5 protein-coding genes are annotated in these 17,670 nt (G+C 53.5%); 1 reads left to right on the forward strand and 4 read right to left on the reverse strand.

The window, feature by feature from the left end; genetic code table 11:
• The first annotated feature begins 98 nt into the window (after positions 1–98).
• On the forward strand, positions 99–3,272 hold the full coding sequence (locus tag SH573x_RS29140; RefSeq protein ID WP_479351609.1) for an Ig-like domain-containing protein: 3,174 nt from the start codon (positions 99–101) through the stop codon (positions 3,270–3,272).
• A 114-nt stretch (positions 3,273–3,386) separates the two neighbouring features.
• Here the strand turns inward: SH573x_RS29140 and SH573x_RS29145 are convergent, their stop codons facing one another.
• The 4 genes from SH573x_RS29145 to SH573x_RS29160 form a co-directional block, all read right to left on the reverse strand.
• Complete coding sequence (locus SH573x_RS29145) at positions 3,387–4,589, reverse strand: hypothetical protein (RefSeq protein WP_479351611.1); 1,203 nt, start codon at positions 4,587–4,589, stop codon at positions 3,387–3,389.
• A 174-nt stretch (positions 4,590–4,763) separates the two neighbouring features.
• Positions 4,764–13,811 carry a dockerin type I domain-containing protein gene (locus SH573x_RS29150; protein WP_479351613.1) on the reverse strand — a complete coding sequence of 3,016 codons (9,048 nt, stop codon included), beginning with the start codon at positions 13,809–13,811 and terminating at the stop codon, positions 4,764–4,766.
• 175 nt (positions 13,812–13,986) lie between these two features.
• Positions 13,987–14,814 carry an alpha/beta fold hydrolase gene (locus tag SH573x_RS29155; protein WP_479351615.1) on the reverse strand — a complete coding sequence of 276 codons (828 nt, stop codon included), beginning with the start codon at positions 14,812–14,814 and terminating at the stop codon, positions 13,987–13,989.
• Between the two features lie 205 nt (positions 14,815–15,019).
• Positions 15,020–17,581 (reverse strand): discoidin domain-containing protein, encoded by a 2,562-nt coding sequence (locus SH573x_RS29160; protein ID WP_479351616.1) that lies wholly within the window; start codon positions 17,579–17,581, stop codon positions 15,020–15,022.
• Positions 17,582–17,670: the final 89 nt, after the last annotated feature.

Consider the following 17,670-nt stretch of genomic DNA (forward strand, 5'->3'; position numbering starts at 1 on the left):
CCCGCACAGTGACTGGATTGTAGAATGCCAAGCGTCTATTCTAATTGTCCTGAACCCTCACTCATCGCCGGCATCTACTTTACTCGCAAGGTGCACTCATGACTCGGTATCGAAAAGTCTTTCGCCGCCTCTTGGTCGAACAACTCTCTGAGCGAACGGTCTTTAGCGTCGATGCGATGCAGGTCATGCCAGACTTACTGTTTGATGAGGCACCGGCGGCTACCGCCGATCATGAAACGCATGAGAGTGAACATGAGCTCGATCATGAACTTGCGCTGCAAACTCCAGACGGTCATAAATACTATTACGATGCGCCAGTAGATCCGGAAGTGGCCAAAGCTTACCTGGAGCAATTGAAGTTAGACCCCAATAGTATTTACGGCTCCATCGCTCCGGCCAATCCACCCAGTGATCTAGACGTTCCCATCTATCATTCCAACCCCAGCTACACCAAGAAAATCTATCTCGACTTCGACGGCCACATTGTTACTGGAACTCATTGGAACAATCAAAACTACACCGGCAGCTATAACACTGGCGCAACGATCAACGCTCCGGCTTTCTCATTAGATAGTGATTTTGCAACCTTTAATGGCACGGAACTGGCTCTCATTCAAGAAGTTTGGGCCAGAGTATCAGAAGATTACGCTCCCTTTCAAGTCGACGTAACTACCGAGGCTCCACCGCTCAGTCAGTTTACTGCGGGCAGTCAAGCCATCCGAGTCGTCATTAGCACCAACATTGATGCTACGACCGGCCAACAGTGGTATCCAAATGCCGGCGGCGTGGCTTATTTGAACAGTTGGACATACACTAATGGTTCTCCATGTTGGGTATTCTACAACTACATGTTCGGCGTACCCAAGTATTTTGCGGATGCAGCTTCGCACGAAGTGGGTCATACGTTCAATCTCGGACATGATGGCCGTTCCTCACCTTCGGAGGTTTACTACGACGGTCACGGATCAGGTGCAACCGCCTGGGGTCCGATCATGGGCTCAGGATATTACGCGAGTGTGAGTCAGTGGAGCAAAGGAGAATACACCTCTGCCAACAACACGCAGGATGACCTGGCGATCTTGAGTTCCAAGATTCCGTACATTCCTGACGATCACGGTAACACCGCGCTCACTGCCACACAATTAAACGTCGGTACCGCCAGTACGTTGGCCGCATCGGGACTTATTACGACCCGTACCGATGTCGATGCGATTCGATTCGCTACGCAAGCAGGCTCGATAACCTTAAACGTGAATCCGTTTGATTACTCAACTGGGAAAGCCAATTTAGATGCCAAACTGACCGTGCTGGATAGCACCGGCGCGACCGTAGGCTCGGTGGATAACGTAAATGTGCTCAACGCCACGTTGACCGTAAATGTTCCCAAAGGATTCTACACTATGCTGGTGGATGGCTCAGGCAAACCGGCAATTTCTGGTGACGATGGTTACACCGATTACGCTTCGATCGGCAAGTACACGGTCAGCGGGACAATTGTGGCTAATGCGGCTCCCACACCCGTGGTCGATGTGGCCAGCGTAACACCGTCTGCTTCGATCTTGATCGATGTGTTGGGCAACGATAGCGACCCTAACAACGATACGCTGTCAATCCTCAGCGTCGCCACTCCAGCGGCTGGCACCGCAGTGATCGAAGCGGGCAAGATCCGTTACACCGCTAGCGCTACAACTGGTCAGTTCTCTTTCGCTTATACCGTGATCGACGAACTGGGAGTTTCGACTAGCTCCAACATCGACGTAACCGTCGGTAGTGCCAACACTCCACCGATGGTAAACGCCGCCAGCGAGACCATTACCAGCAATGAGGGCGTTGCTTTGACGCAGACGGGTACCTGGTCGGACGCCAATGCAACGGATGTGGTGACGCTGAGCGCTTCGTTAGGTAACATTGTCAAAAACAATGATGGCACCTGGTCGTGGAGTCTGGCCACGACCGACGATGCTGCGTCAACTCTGGTCACTATTACTGCCGACGATGGACAAGGCGGAACCACTACGACGACGTTTAGCTATGTCGTTACCAATCTGGCACCAACGGTTTCGGCTAACAACGCTTCGGTAAGCGGTATCGTCTTGTCCACGCTCGCCAATACCGGCACCTGGAGCGATGTGGCTGCGGACACCGTCACGCTTAGCACTACCGCTGGCGTCGTCGTCAAGAATGCAGACGGTACATGGTCCTGGTCGATCACTCCAGCCTCGATCGTCATCGGCCAGGTGATAACTGTGACCGCCAGCGACGAAGATGGTGGTAGTTCAAATATCTCGTTCACACTGGCGGCCAGCGCTGCTGTAGTTTCTCGCGCTATGTTCTACAACGGCTCGCAGTTCGAAACGATCAGTGGATTAGCAGCAGCCACCGAAGCCAACAAAATCTTGCTTCAGTCGAGCAATGTCGCGCAAACAACTTCGTTTGCCAACGTTAGCACCTATAGTCGTGGGATCAATGGTGTCGTATTGAACCTGGCAGGCTTGCCATCAACCACTTTAACGGCCGCTGATTTTATCTTCCGTCGGTCACCGGCGGGAGCGTCGGGCGCAGTGGTACCTGCCAACTGGCCCGCCGCGCCGGCCCCTACGGTCATCTCGGCCACCGCCGGCACAGCCAGCTCGCCAGGCCAAATTGTCATCGAATGGACGGATAACGCGATTCAAGATACCTGGTTGCAAATCATTGTTCGCCCCAACGCCAACACAGGACTGAGTGCACCCGCCGTGTTCTATTTCGGAAGTGTTCCAGGCGACATTAATGGTGCGACGCCCTATCGGATCGTAGGTGCCGACCTGTCGCAAATTCAAGCCGCTATTTCCAATGCCCTAGTCGGCATCGGTGAGACTCGAGACATCAACAAAGATCGTCGAATCACCGGCGCGGATTATTCACTGGTTCAAGCACGTATCTCGAATACTGTACGGCTGAACAACATCACTATCCCAGTGGCTGGCTCAGCCGACGAGGGAGCCAATCCAGCTCCCATCGCGCCGCCCATCTTGGCCAGTAAGTTTGCAGAGCCTACGGTTAACCGTAACGCAGCGATGGATTTAGCGTTGCTGCACATGACCAGTCCCTTACTAGCAACGGACTCGACTGTTGGTTCAGCCAGTCTCGGCCGCACCGAGAGCATAAATTGGGTTCGCCAGCCTGACGCTCGTTCAGCCGCCGCCAGTGACATCAGCCTCAATGGCACCGCGCTCGGAGAGACGCTTGAGATGGGCGATGATTTAAACAAGTGGATGCGTCGGCGTGCTTAACCATCGAGGTTATGGCCTTCCTCAGGGCGGCACTGGCTATGCGCAGCATTGCCAGTGCCACCCAGAACCCTAAACGCCATGACTTCGGCCACGGGGAAAGGGCTGTAAGCCGCATCAATTCATGCGGGCAGCTTGGGCAAAGCCGAAGGGACCGTTGAATAGCCTGAGCAATTCCACCATCGCAGTCAAGTCGAACAGTAACCGGTCTTTTTCGGCTTCCATATACTTAGGATCGACGCCCTTGTCCTGAATGCGATCGAAATTGAAAAGATCGCGTGGAGGATCATCGAATAACTTCTTGACGTTCAATCCTTGACCTTCCGGAAATTTTTCATCGACGATTCGCACTAAAAAACTGGGCAGCAACCGCTCGCCTTTGAGCAGTTCTTCAAACTGCGCCATGACGCGCAGCCAGGCCGTTATCTGTTGGTCGGTAATCGGCAATCTCAGTTGATCTGTTTGTTTGGGATGTGAGAGCCATTCAAAGTCGTCGTCCGTCTCTTGTCGAATGTAGCTCCACGTCTCGCGGTTCAATTCGCACACCGCTACCAGGTGCAATCGGAATTGTCGCAAGTGAGGCGCGTCATTAATCGTTAGCCAATCGAAACGATCGAGATCAGCTTCTTTATCGGTTGTCGTTTCTAGTTTAGGAAATGTTTGTCCCATCCATCTATTGAAACCGGGATTCAAGTCGGCGGCCAACGAGGCTTCGGCCACAGACGAGAGCAGGTGGCAATAGGCTCGCAACCAGGCGACGTCACCCCTGTCAAAGTGGATGCGAATATCCGGATTGACCTTTTGAAACAGAGGCATTCCCCGATTCGTTCGCTGTAGGATATCGGACAGAGTCACGCGCTGCTTACCTGTCTTGGTGAAATCGAACGAAATTGGTGCCAGCTGCAATTTCAGCTTGACTTCTTGACTGCTGATCTTGGCCAGCGTTTCTTCGGCTCGCCTGAGATCCGCTACGAACACTTCGACTACGCGACGCAACTCCGGGTAGCTGAGCGTGGCTGGCTGGTCATTCTTGGGAATGGGAGGCCGAGGAAATGGTTCCGATAGTCGATCGGCTACGACGCCGTATTCATAAAGTGCTTGTCCCAAATTTTCGATTGCGCGCAGGAATTGAATTATGCCCAGTCCGAAGCGAGCTTCGTCATCGGTTGGATGTGTATCCAACTGCAGCATCAACGCCGTTTCCCCTTGAGCGAACTCTCCAGAACTCAAATATTGCTGAGCCGGCGAAGTCGGCAGGTCGTCGGCCCGAGCCACCATGGATAGCAAGCTGACAACTATGAGACCAATATGTTTAACCATAGCAATCGTCCAGTACAGTCGGTTAACTCAAAGAGGGCGAGGGCCATCCGTTTAAAAGATTGGCAGGTCACTGGCCATGCGCATTGCATGGCCGATGTTACTTATCCCTAACCAATTGTACCATCGCTTGACAACCATAAGCACGTGGACACGTCCAATTCGGGATTAGGGCACTCAGCGGCGTTGGCGGTAAGTAACCTTATCACGACGGGTAGCGAGATGTTCATCGGTTAAGTCCGGGGCCATCAAAGGAGTTGCTTCGCCTTCGCCGCCAACGGGTCGCGTATTTATCCAGTTGATGACGATCAATGCATCAATTGGCGATAGATTGCCATCGTCGTTAACATCCAAGAACTCTCGTAGTGCAGGCCCCAGATCGTCCAAGGAACGTGACCCACGACTGTTGATGTCATTAATTAGAATCAAGGCATCTATGGGACTAACTGCCTGATCGTCGTTTACATCCAGCGGATCACGTCCATTTCGCCAGGCATTGCTGCCCAAGACAACAAATTCAGCCACCGCCTCGGCTTCAAAAATCCAGTTGTTCACGCGGTAAACGAAGGACTCTGTTAGCGATTCTCCTGCCTTCAGGGTTCGGAAAGCTGCGACTCCTCGCGGGTCGTAGCTAACTTTACCGTCAATCGAGATCGTTACTCTGGCCCCCAACGGAGAAAGAAACTCAATAGCCTCTACTTCACCGGGAATCAGCTCGCGACCGTCAAATTCCGAGATGAAGCCATCCGTTTCGCCGAAGAGATTCAGGTCGTTTTCCAGTACGTTGCCATCAAACTTGCCGAACTTGCGCATTTGTGCCCGATCATCGATCGCTTGAAGTCCCGGCAGGGTCACACGCAAGTAGACGTTCTGCCCCACAGCAGTTGGACTTGCGGCGTTGGTGGCCAGCGATGTGGCTGCCTCCGTCCACAGGGCGAACGGGAACGAACCGATGAAACCATCTTCAACAGCCACTAGCACCAGCTCGCGCATCGAACCGCCCGTCTCGCTGATGCCTTGTCCACTTGCATCATGTGGCTCACTTTCGCGAAGCACATACGTGCCGACATTGGTGTCACGGTCGCGCGATAGTACGAAGTAACTCGACCGATTGTCACTCAGGAAGACACCATCATCCATCCATCCCAGGTAGGTGCCTGCATATGACATGGCGATGTCGGGCTTGATAGCCAATCCGCGCGTATCGGATATCGTCTCCGCGTTCGTTCGCGGCCCACTATCACTGCGGTATTCGGGCACCATCGGCTGGGAAGTCAAGGGACCATCCAGCGGTACATGGATAACAAGTCCATCGACTTGGTTCTCGCGCTGGGTAGCGACCTCCCAAGCCAGTGCCACGTCTACCTCCAGTTCGATTTCGCCTTTGACGAAACCGCGTTGCGAAATGTATTGAATACCGACCGACGGATTCTGCGTATCACCGTCGGTGACGGTCAGTGCAGTACTCCATCCACCGATGACGTATTCGAGCACATTGGCGTTGGGCACGGCTGGACATAGTTGAGTTTCGTTAACCAGGTTGGCACCGTTTCTACGCAGCACGATATCGTGATCGCCTACACTACCGTACGCCATGGCCGCGACGGCTTGGAATTCAACCGCGGCGACATCATAGTCATTGATATCCTCGCCCGTTGGCACACCTTCGACACCGCGCACCGCGGTGAAGCCCTCGAAACATCCGGTGGCATGGATGTATTGGCTGACGGCCAGGCGTTTGACGCCTGTACTGGATTCGATCCAGAACAGCAAACCGCTCAGATCTGCAAACTGCACGAACCTGGCATTGTCCGCTGTGCCCGATTGAGCTGGATTGGCGATGCGCGTCCAATTGGTGTCCTCTCGAGCTACTTCAATGGTGCTTGTACCGTCGGCTGCGATGCTGGTCCAAGCCACCACCAATGATTCACTATCCTCGGTCTTGAACAGCGTCGGTCTGCGTGATTGATTCGAATCATTACTGATTCCACCACCCGATGCGGAACTGTGGCCATTGAGACCAACCAGCGGTGTCCATTGGCCAACTCCAGCGGGATGATGCGCGACGTAGATTTCCGAGTTTCCATTGCGCCAATCGACCCATGCCACATAGACTCCCGTGAAGTCCACATAGACGGCTTCCTCGAATCCGCCGACGTTTGTCAGACCACCCAGGCTGGCCGAGCGACTTAGTTCAGACCACAGACCGCGATGATCGGGGCCCGCTGGCATCTGAAAAGCCGGCAGCAGTGTTTGATCGACTCCATTGACGATCGAATCGATATGGGTGCCACCGCGAATTGTGTTGCTACCGACTCCTCCATCGATGACATCCGCTCCACCAAGGCCATCAATTACGTCATCGCCATCGCCACCGTTGATTCGATCACCAAAGAAAATCGTATCGCCGAACTTGGGATCTTCGTCACCTTCATCGGAACCTACTAGTGTGTCATTGCCTTCGTCTCCATTGAGCAGGTTCGATATGCCATCGCCGGCAAACAGAAAATCATCATGCTGCCCGCCCGAGAGTGTATCTTCGCCTTCATCTCCATAGAGTGCGTCGTTACCGTCGTTGCCCTGTAAGTTGTCATCGCCTGCGCCACCTTCCAGAACGTCGTTGCCTTCATCTCCCAGTAGCTCATCATCGCCCAACTCGCCATACAGTCGGTCGTTACCCGGACCACCGCGCAGAGTGTCGACTTGAGTGCCGCCGTAGATCACATCATCGTTTTCATCACCATAGAGCGTATCAATACCCTGGTGACCAATAATCAGATCATCGCCGCTGTCGCCGTGAATAGTATCGTCGTCGTCCCCGCCTCGGAGCGTATCGTTACCGGTGCCTCCATAGATCTCGTCATTTCCTTCATCACCATACGCAAAGTCCGCGTGATCATTGCCGGCAATGAAGTCATCGCCCAGGTTACCCATGAGCGTGTCGATGCCGTTATTGCCATACAGCAGATCAGCGTCACCATTGCCTTCGATGATATCGTTACCCAGACCTCCATCGAGCGTGTCGATTTGCGAACCACCGATGAGGAAATCGTTACCGTCATCGCCATAGATCGTATCGGCCCCTTCGCGACCGTCGAGCGTATCGTTACCAGCTTGACCGCGAATCAAGTCTGAGGCTGGACCGCCGTAGATTTCATCATCGTCTTGGTTACCAAAGAGTTGATTGGGTTGGTCGGCACCACCGATAACGGGGGACCAGATCGATTCGAAGTGGAAACCGTAGATCAGATCCTGACCATCGTTGCCTTCGATGGTATCTGCTCCTTCGTTACCCAGCAGGACATCTGCGTCTTGTTCGCCGTAGATCAGATCATCATGAGGACCACCAGCAATACGATCAAAACCTCGCCCCCCACGCAATGTGTCGCGGTCAGTAACTCCATCAGGCAAGTCATCCGTCAATTGATCCTTTTCATAGCCATAAATGGTATCGGAATCATTCCCACCTTCGATAATGTCGTCGCCAACTCCACCTGAGATCGTGTCGTTGCCGGCTTCGCCAAACAGTTCATCATTGCCGTCGCCGCCGGAGATCGTATCACCATCAGCTCCACCGTAGATGGTATCTCGATCAAGGCCGCCGCTAAGTGTATCAAAGCCAATTCCACCGGAGATAAGATCTTCTCCAGGTCCACCTTCGATCAGGTCGTCCCCCGCTTCGCCATCGAGCTCATCAGAGTCTTGCAGTCCATATAGAAAATCGCCATCTTCGCCACCGTTTAAGTAGTCCAGCCCCAGTCCACCATAGAGTTCATCACCGCCTTCGCGGCCCCACAGTCGATCATCGCCTTCATTGCCAAAGAGAAAATCGCCGTCGGTTCCTCCATCGAGCGTATCGTCGCCCGCCTGCCCCAGCAGTGTATCAACGCCTGCATCGCCCTGAATGACATCTGGCCCGTCGCCACCTTCGAGCGTGTCGTTGTCATCACCACCGTACAGCAAGTCTTTCAGCGATCCACCCACAATCGTGTCTATGCCCGCGTCACCATAGGCACGGTTGCGCCCTTCGCCGGTGTCGATTTGATCATCGTTGTCACCACCGTAGAGCGCATCATCTCCTTCTTGGCCAAACAGTTGATCATTTCCCGCATCGCCATAGATCAGATCGTCACCAAAGCTGCCGACCAGAATGTCATTGTCGTCTCCGCCGTGCAGTTCGTCTCGTCCGCGCCCACCATCAATGAAGTCGGTGGAGTTGCCACCAATGATGACGTCATCGCCTTCGCTACCACGCAAGATGGATGGCTTTTCGGTGTTCACGAAAGTGATGCGATCATCGCGCGTACCACCATCGGCCACAATGTTTCGAACCAGGTTGGCATCAAAGAATTGGTATTTGCCAAATGCCGATACAATGATTTCCGTTCCGCTGGTCGCGACTGTAAAAGTCTCTTCTTCCACGTTAGGTTGCACATTTCGCTGATGAGCTTCGGGGCCCATGAACAGGGTCAATGTGCCGGTAATAGGATCAAGGCCAGCAAGTATTGATGGTGGGGGTGGTACATAGAATGGACAGCCAATGACCTGGCGACCCTCATGCAAAGTGACTTCAGTAATCGGTAGATCATGCTTGAAGATACCCGCTTTGGCTCGAGCTTCGAGCGCCACGCCCAATTCACCATTAAGTGCAAAACATCCTTCACCCGACGACAAGTCGCCACCGCGCATTTTTCCATCACCATCGTGATCCAGCAGATCCAGACCCACTTCTGCAAATACGCCACCACCGACTATGAGTGACACGCCGATACCCAAAAAATCGAAACCAACTCCAGCCCCCGCAAACAGTTCTCCTCGTACATATAGTTCATTAACGTCAGCTCCAGTACCGTCGGCGTCCGCTCGGTCGCTAACATAGAAACCTTGGAACAAGTCAGACAATTGACGAGACTGAGCGTAGGCCGCAAAGCCAGCTGTATCGAGGCCGACCTTCAGATCCGTGCCAATTTCGAGGCCGCCGAAGATGCTGGCTACAATGCCGGGGAAGACGTTAAAGGTAAAGTCGACGGGAAACGACACGGCCACATCGGGCAAGTCCCAAGTGATCAGGTTGGCTTCTCCGACTCCTAAAATCCAACCGATGGCACTCAAGGGATCTTCAATGATTGGCAAGTGCAAGGCACCGGGTGAAGTCTCGATGAGATCTGAAACATTCGGAGCTCCGCCGACACTGCCAAACTGACTACGCAGATCGCTGCTAGGACTGGCCTGGTTGATCACCCCGTGATCGAGCTCACTCAGCCGCGCATCAAACTGTGGGCTCGAAACGCCACCGAAGGAGATGTCGCCTAACTGCAACGCCAGGCTTGAACCGGCATCAATTTCGATAGCGGCCACGATCTGATTGATCGTCGCCAGTGTATCGATGAATTTCCCGAGTGATTCAATGGATTGACGTATCTCCGGAGGTGCTAGCGGACTGCGCGCGAACTCCTGAGCTAGCCCATTTAAGCTCACCGGTGGATCAGTTAACTCGGCCAGAACCGGCAGTGGCTGGGTCAAGAACTCAATCACCGACGAAAATGGTTCGAAGACTTTTTGAATCGTTTCGAAGAACGGTAGAAACACCTCTTCTAGCAAGCGTCCCAGATTGAGCTGAATGCCTTCATAAGTAACCGTTGGGGCACTGCTACCACTAAAGCCAATGCCATCGAAATCCCAGTCAATCTGCAAACCAGTTTCAATCGAAGGCAACCAGTCGTTAACAACGGCTTCCAGCGTAAAACGTAACGCGGCGTCCCCGCGCAGTCCCGAAGTAGTCGTGTTAATCAGAGAACCGTCACCAATTTCGCGGAGGAACAACTTGTCATCGCCACTCGGTTCAGTCAAGTCGATAACGAATTCAGCCTCGAATGCACTTTGGCCAGGTGCAGGGGGTTGGGCCGTGGCAATGATCTCAAAAAAGCCAAGTTTGCCGCTGGCTTGTCCCAGCATATCGACATCGATGTCCAGGCGAATCTGTTCCGAGTCCGTTTCGACATAAAAGCCCTGTGAGACATCGAGAACAAACGTCACTTGAAACTCGTATGTACCCACAACTTGGAGATCGCTCTGCCAATCGGCCCCCAGAGCCGGCAAACCGAGATCGGTCTGCACTACTTTGTGCACATCGATCGCCGCGCCTTCGATGTCGAGGGTCAATTTTATTTGGGTCGCGGAAACAATATCGACCTGCACAAAGTCACCCGCTGGATTGCCAAAGAAGTTTCGCAGCGCATCTTCGATGGCGTTTTCCACATCACTGACTTTGAAAGAACTCAATGCCTGAAGTGCGGGCATGACTACTGACCGCACCTCTTCCACAAAATTGGTGAACTGCTCCAGTTTGTCACCGATCAGTGGAAACGCTTTATCGAATACTTCTTGCGAAATTTTTTCGCTGACTTGCTCGAACCATTGATCCATGGAGGGGACCAAGGCCGCCAGATTGACATTCAGATCGAGCCCTTTCTTCAGTTGCCGAAAATTGGGGCTCGAAGGTAGCGTGGTCGAATTGGCGGGATTGTTGAAGTTGTTGACTTGAAAAGTCAAGCGATTCGGTTCCGCCGAGCCGGTGTGCTCGGGGACGACTTGGAAGTCCGCTCGCAGTCGTCCTAGAGTTGTGCGCTGAGGTTGAAAACTGGGCAGATCGTCGATACGCACGCGTCCGGTCGCCGCCGGAATCGTGCTGAAAAAGCGCGCGGGGTTAGCGGGGTCCGGCGTGGTCAGGTCCTGCGCGATGACGACCGAGCCATTTCGCAGGGTCATCGCCAGTGCACCGGAAGTGCCTTCAATGCGCACCGCTGAACCACCTGCGGGTGTCGCATTGACATACAACGTGCGTTCCAAACGCGATTGTGAATTGAGATAGCTACCAGACAATGATCGCGCCCCGCCTGAAGGTGCCGGATCAAATTCGAGGCCTAGCAGCAGCCGCGAAAATGAACTGGCGCTCAACGTAGCTTCTTCGCCAACCAGATCTTCGGTGTCAGATACATCCGTGTCACCCGTGTACTGGAACAACGAATCAAAGCCCAGGCCAACGTTTATGCTTGAAGTATCTTCAGCACTGGCATCCACTAACCAGGAGAGTACGCCGCTGGCTGCATCGTAGGTCAACTCCGAAACGAACTCGACCGTCCCTGAACCTGAACTAACTTCCAGATTCTCGACCAGGTTGGGCACGTCTTGAATGATGCGCCGCGCTATGCCAACTGCATTGTCTGCTTCCTCAACGGCATCGGTCAGCGCATCGACAATGCGATCTTGTTTCAACGGTCCAAAATCATCGAGCGACACACCGAGCGTGGCCACCGCGGCATCGCCTTCGGAGTCCCATGCTTCGGTTCCAAGGAGTGCATCGCTGAGCGTTTCGGCCAGGCCATCAAAACTGACGTTCTCGAAATTTAGCAAGTCTGCAGCATTGGTGGTTGTTTCGATAACACCGCTGCCGATTTCGTTCACGCTCACCTCGACAAAAGCGTCCGTAGCCAAACCAAACAAATTGCCCATCACCGACAAGCTCGGCAGACGCATGGTCATGTTGCCGAGCCATTCGATGGGCCGCATCACTAACGTTCCCACTGCGCTCAGCCCCGTCTGCAAATTACGGAGCGTATTGGAGCGAGTCTGAGCGAGAGGGTTGCCGATATCGATAACCGTCGAGAAATCACCGGACAGTACGGCATTGGCAAAGGCCAGGCCGAGTCCGCCATAGGCGGCCTGGCCAGTCAAGACCACAGCTTCGGAACCGTAAAACGTGCGAATACGCAGATCTTCGATGGCAATGCGGTCTTGGAAGTCGACATTCTCCGCACTCAAGTCAATCGCAATCACAAAGCTAAGAGTTCCAGAGCCAGTGATCGTGGCTTCGGTATCGCTCGACAGGCCCACAGTGTCGTCGATTACCACACGCGTGTCGCGCGACTGCAACGCCTGCTCCGGCAGGGCTTGAATTACCGTGAGTGTTAGTTTGTTTGTGTCGGCGTTGTAGTCGATGCCGAAACCTGTATAGGGAAAATCTTGCACGTTATCAAAAGCCGGATTACCTTCGTCATCGCGCAGATTCTCAGTAAACCCTGACATACCTCGACCAACATCATAGACCGAACCGGTCGTTGCACCTGACGTGAAGGGAATAGGAATGTTGTACGCGCTAGAGTTACTAAAGCTGCTTAGCCATCCAGTAAAGCTCTCCATTCCCGCCACCAGTTCGCTACTGGAAATGTTATTGAACAGGAATACTTCATCGAAGTTGGGACTAAAGGTTACTGCTGGTTCGAAACCCAACCAGTTACCGACAGCTTGCAGATAGGTCGAACCCTCCAGTCGCCAACGTCCGATACCTATGTCCAGATTGAAGGTGGCGCTAAAATCATTTGTGCCAACGCTGGTGGTAAAAAGCTCTGAGACCTCCAGCGTATTGATTTCCGTCAGGCGAACGGACAATGGTGAACTCGGCTGACTCATTTCTATATCGAGACTGGCAGCGAGGACAACATCGGGCACACTGGCTTCCAGAATTCCCAAGTTGATCAAGAAGGGATGCAGGACCGTATCGGCGCGAATCGAACTGGACAGCGAGTAGTCACGAATAAAAAACGCTTGCTCGATGTTTAACGCTGGGTCAAGCGTGATACCAAAAACGTAGTTGACATCCACGACCGCAGTAAGATTGGCTTCGATACCGTTTTTGGTATAAAACGGGCTAGGCAGAGCTTCAGAATCGAATTCGAGATTCAATAAGTTCAGCTCGTACTCACGTTGGATATGAATATCGAAGACCAGCTCGTCGAGGGTTCCGTCCAGCAAGCCACCTTCAATCGACAGGTAGGCAGGATTGGTGCCCAGATGCGCGATCAGGGAATCGGTGGACAACTGATTTGTGGGCGTGGTGTCGAAGTAGTCACTGATGGGATTCTCTACTTCTTCGCGCAAGGTTCGGCCGAACGGTCCCAAGAGACCTGGAGTAACCGGCGTACCGTCGCGGTGCTTCATCGGCCCCAGCGGCTCGGCGTTCTGACCAGAATTATCAACTCGATCCGCTAGTCCCGCGATCCCGCGCGACCCCTCTAGCAAAGCCTCAACTTGTGCTGAGGAGAGAGAAGCATTGGTGTAAGGACCGGTCAGGGGCAACCGCTGCTCGAGTTTTTCGATTAAGGCCGCACACAGGCTGCGCCGCCTTATTTCCCTGAGAAAACGACGATTTTGTTGGTTTTTTCGCATGAGTGAGTACCCAGTAGTCGGAGGAGATCTACCTCAGGTATCCCACTGACAGGCGAACATTTCAGAATTCGCCAGAAAAACCACTCAGCTCACAGGCCGCATCCACAGCTTGAGTCGCCAGACTCGGCCATCGGCAGCCATGACGGGTGTGTGCTCATGCTTGGGGGCAAGGTAATTAGGTGAGTCCATTCAAGAATGACAACAGGTCGGCATTGAGTCGGTCGACATGGGTTGTCGTCAGTCCGTGCGACGCCCCAGCGTAAACTTTCAGCTCTGCGTCCTTAACCAGCTTGACTGTCAGCCGTGCAGAAGTATCGATGGGTACTATTTGGTCGTCGTCACCATGAATCACCAACGTGGGGACATCGAAACGTTTGAGATCGTCTCTTTGATCTGTTTCTGAGAAGGCGGCAATGCAATCGTAGAGGTTCTTCAATCCGCCATGCATACCTTGTCGCCAGAATTGCTGGCGCACACCTTGCGAGATCGAACTATTCGGTCGATCGGCATTGTAAAACGAGGTAGGCAGATTCATAAAAAACTCGGACCGATCAGCGAGCACACCGGTCCGAATATCATCGAAGACTTTCTTGGGAACACCGCTGGGATTCGCATCACCCTTAACCATGATAGGTGTCACTGCACCGATTAACACCACGCCCGCAACGCGGTTGGTGCCATGTCGAGCGACATAGCGGGCAACTTCGCCCCCACCGGTCGAATGCCCGACATGCACAGCGTCTTGTAAGTCAAGTTCTTTCACCAGCGCGGCGAGATCGTCCGCATAGGTGTCCATATTGTTGCCGGTCCAGGGCTGCTCGGATCGGCCATGTCCACGACGATCGTGCGCCACACATCGAAAACCTTTTGATGCCAGGAAAAACATTTGTTCGTCCCAGGCATCGCTACAGAGCGGCCAGCCATGGCTGAACACAACTGGCCGACCCTTTCCCCAATCCTTGAAGTACAAACGCGTGCCATCGGAGCCTTTGAATGTGGACATGATTTGGGTTCTTTGCAAAAACAATCGTGAAGTTGGAAATGTCGGCAGTCATCTGCCAAGCGTGGAGTTCCACGATGTGAGCTTGAATGGGGACACTAATCCCTCTGCCTGCAAACGCTTTTCCGTGTCATAAGCGAATAGCATGCCGCGAAATACTATCGTCGTGACAGCGGAGAACCGCAAAGCCCGTAATGTTTATCGGCTTCTAATCGTTCCAGATCATCAGTTCCGTGACTCCACTACGAGCCTGGCCTTGGTTGGTGAAGACGATGCGAAGCTTCGCAGCTTTAATCGGCTCGAAGGACGCAGAGTTCCATTGGCTGCCTGAGGGCTGTGGAGGCTTGCGTACAACCTGGTCAACCGTGTGCCAAGCGTCGTCCTGCCAAACTTGAATTTCGTATTTGGTTGGCGGTTGAACTCCACCTCGATCATCGTAAATGGCAAGGTCAACTCTGCGGAATTCGACACTGCGACCCAAGTTGATCTCCAGCCAATCTTCTTTATTCGGTGAACCGTAGCTAGTCCAGCGATTGGTTGGCGTGGGCAAGAAATTGGTCACTCCGTCGATAGCCGAGCCTGGCACCCCGCCAAATTGATCATGAAAACTCGCCGAGGCTTTGGGAAACTCTCGACTACCATCGTTGTAGGCCAGATTGCCGGCCGGATGTGGCAAGGTTGGCAGCGGCAAGCGTACGCGCCCCCAGACCTCCAATTCTGTCAGACCCGAACGTGCACCGGGCGCATGCACCAACGTTACTCGCAGTTTTTGCGTAGCCAGTTTAGCGAACTCAAGGGTGTGAGGTCGATGCCCTGTGATGGTCTTGGCAGTGGCTGTGAATTCAACCGTTTGCCACGCATCCTGGGTCCAACATTCAAGGCGAACAGAACTGGGCGCACGAATGACGCTGGGCGTTGGTGCCGAGTCATCCAGCAAGTACAGTTTCACTGAATCAACCTCGCGCGGCATTCCAAAGTCGACTTCGATCCAGTCCTCGGCGTGGGCTGAGCCTTCGCAAGTCCATCGGTTAGGTGGATCTTGCAAGTACCAGTAATTTCCATCACAGGCTTTCGAAAGCGAAGTGTTGGCTGCAGTGTACGACGCTGTTAATTTGGGATAGAAAGTGCCATCGTTGTTGACGACAAAGTTGGTCCATTGCTCACCATTACTTTGGTTATCAACCAAGTTCCTCGGCACGGCGCCGGTCACGCTCAATGGTTCGAGCTTTTCAGAATGCGCCACCTTTTGGCCATCGACTAGCACGTGCAGACCGGGACCGAGTTGATAACGGGTACCGGCTTTGTCCCACACGATGCTAACCAGGTGACCGTGATACGGCACGTCATCCAGCGCAAAGTATTGCCAGTGATCGGGGGCAAGCGGTTGAACCTGCAACGTATCGTCATGCCGTGGCACTAGACCTACCAGGCCGGTGATCACCAAGTCGCAATAGCCTGAATGAAAATAATGCTCGGAGTGATTGTAAGCGTCGTGTCCTTCGAAAGACCCTGTATCCGGATGCAGGGCTTCGGCCAGGTAGGGTTGGCCGTCCTTGCGATGACTGCGCGCATAAATCGCTAAGAGCTTTTGATAATCAGTGGGGCTGAGCGTCTGTGCACCCTGTTGTAGTGCATTGGCCAGACCTTTTAGCGTCTGTGTGGTTGCGTACGGCCAAGACTGACCGCTCCACCAACAGCAAGAGTCTTTCAACAGGTACATCGGATCATTGCGTTCGACCGTACATGGACCAAAGTCAGCATAAAAGCCATCGCGGTCCATCAACTTGTTCCAAGCCACATCGTATTGGGTTGGTCCGCTGAACATATTAAATTGCCAAGGCACATATCCAATCAACTCACGACCATGCGGATCACCGGCGAACTGACCGCTGTCGTAGGTGCGTGTCAGTGCCTTGAGTTGATGACCATCGCGCTGCTCGTCGTTTTTTAGGACTGGGAAGAAGAACTGCCGCTTGTCATCCCACATCAGTTCGAGCATTTTGGCTTTGATTGAAGTGGCTTTTTGCGAGTATTCTCGGGCGATCTCTGGCTTGCCAGCCAGTTCAGCTATACGGGCGATCGCCTGGGCATCGGCCCACATATAGGCATTGAAGGACGGACGGTAGCTAGGCGCGCCGCGCAGGATATCTTGAGTTTGCCGGCTATTGATATTGAACTCCATTCCATCATCGTGTCCTGTTTGCCAAAACAGCCCGACTTGGGGTACGAAGTGCCGTTGCTCCCAACCCTGGTAGTTTTTGATCAAGTCGGGTAACAGGTCGATAAGTAACGCCGCGTTGGGATGAACCAAGTCGGTGCCCCAGACGGCATCGGCCAGCCAGGTCGAGTAGTTCCTGGGCTGGGCACCCGGAGTGCGCAGCCAGTAGCGCGAGTAATCGTTGGCAATGCGCGGCGAGCGTAACCAGCGGGCTTCATAGATTTGATGTCCGGCCGGACAGCTTATGGCGCCATAGGCCCCAGACCAAAACGGGCGATCGATAAACTCCGTGAACGAATAACCGCTATTGGGTGAGCCATAGGTCAAGTGCTTGGTCAGCAGATCCCATCGATAGTAGTACGTCGTGGTGATGTCAGCATCTGGACACTCGAAGAAGGGAATGTTCTCAGCGTACCAATCAAAATCGCGATTGTCCCAAAACGACTCGCCAGTCAGCTGCCGTTGTTTATCGAGCACTTGAGCGGGCAACTGTGGGCTCGTTGCCAGCAACTGTGTTAAGCAAATCGCCCAAACCAGAATTCGAATTAGCACGGGCTACCTTCCTTGTACGGAACCTAAGGGGTGCAAAGTTCTAGTTGAGATGTGCATAGGATATTCTGAGGAACTTGAACAAGAGGCAA

The sequence above is a fragment of the Rania fehmarnensis genome, from assembly GCF_056494185.1.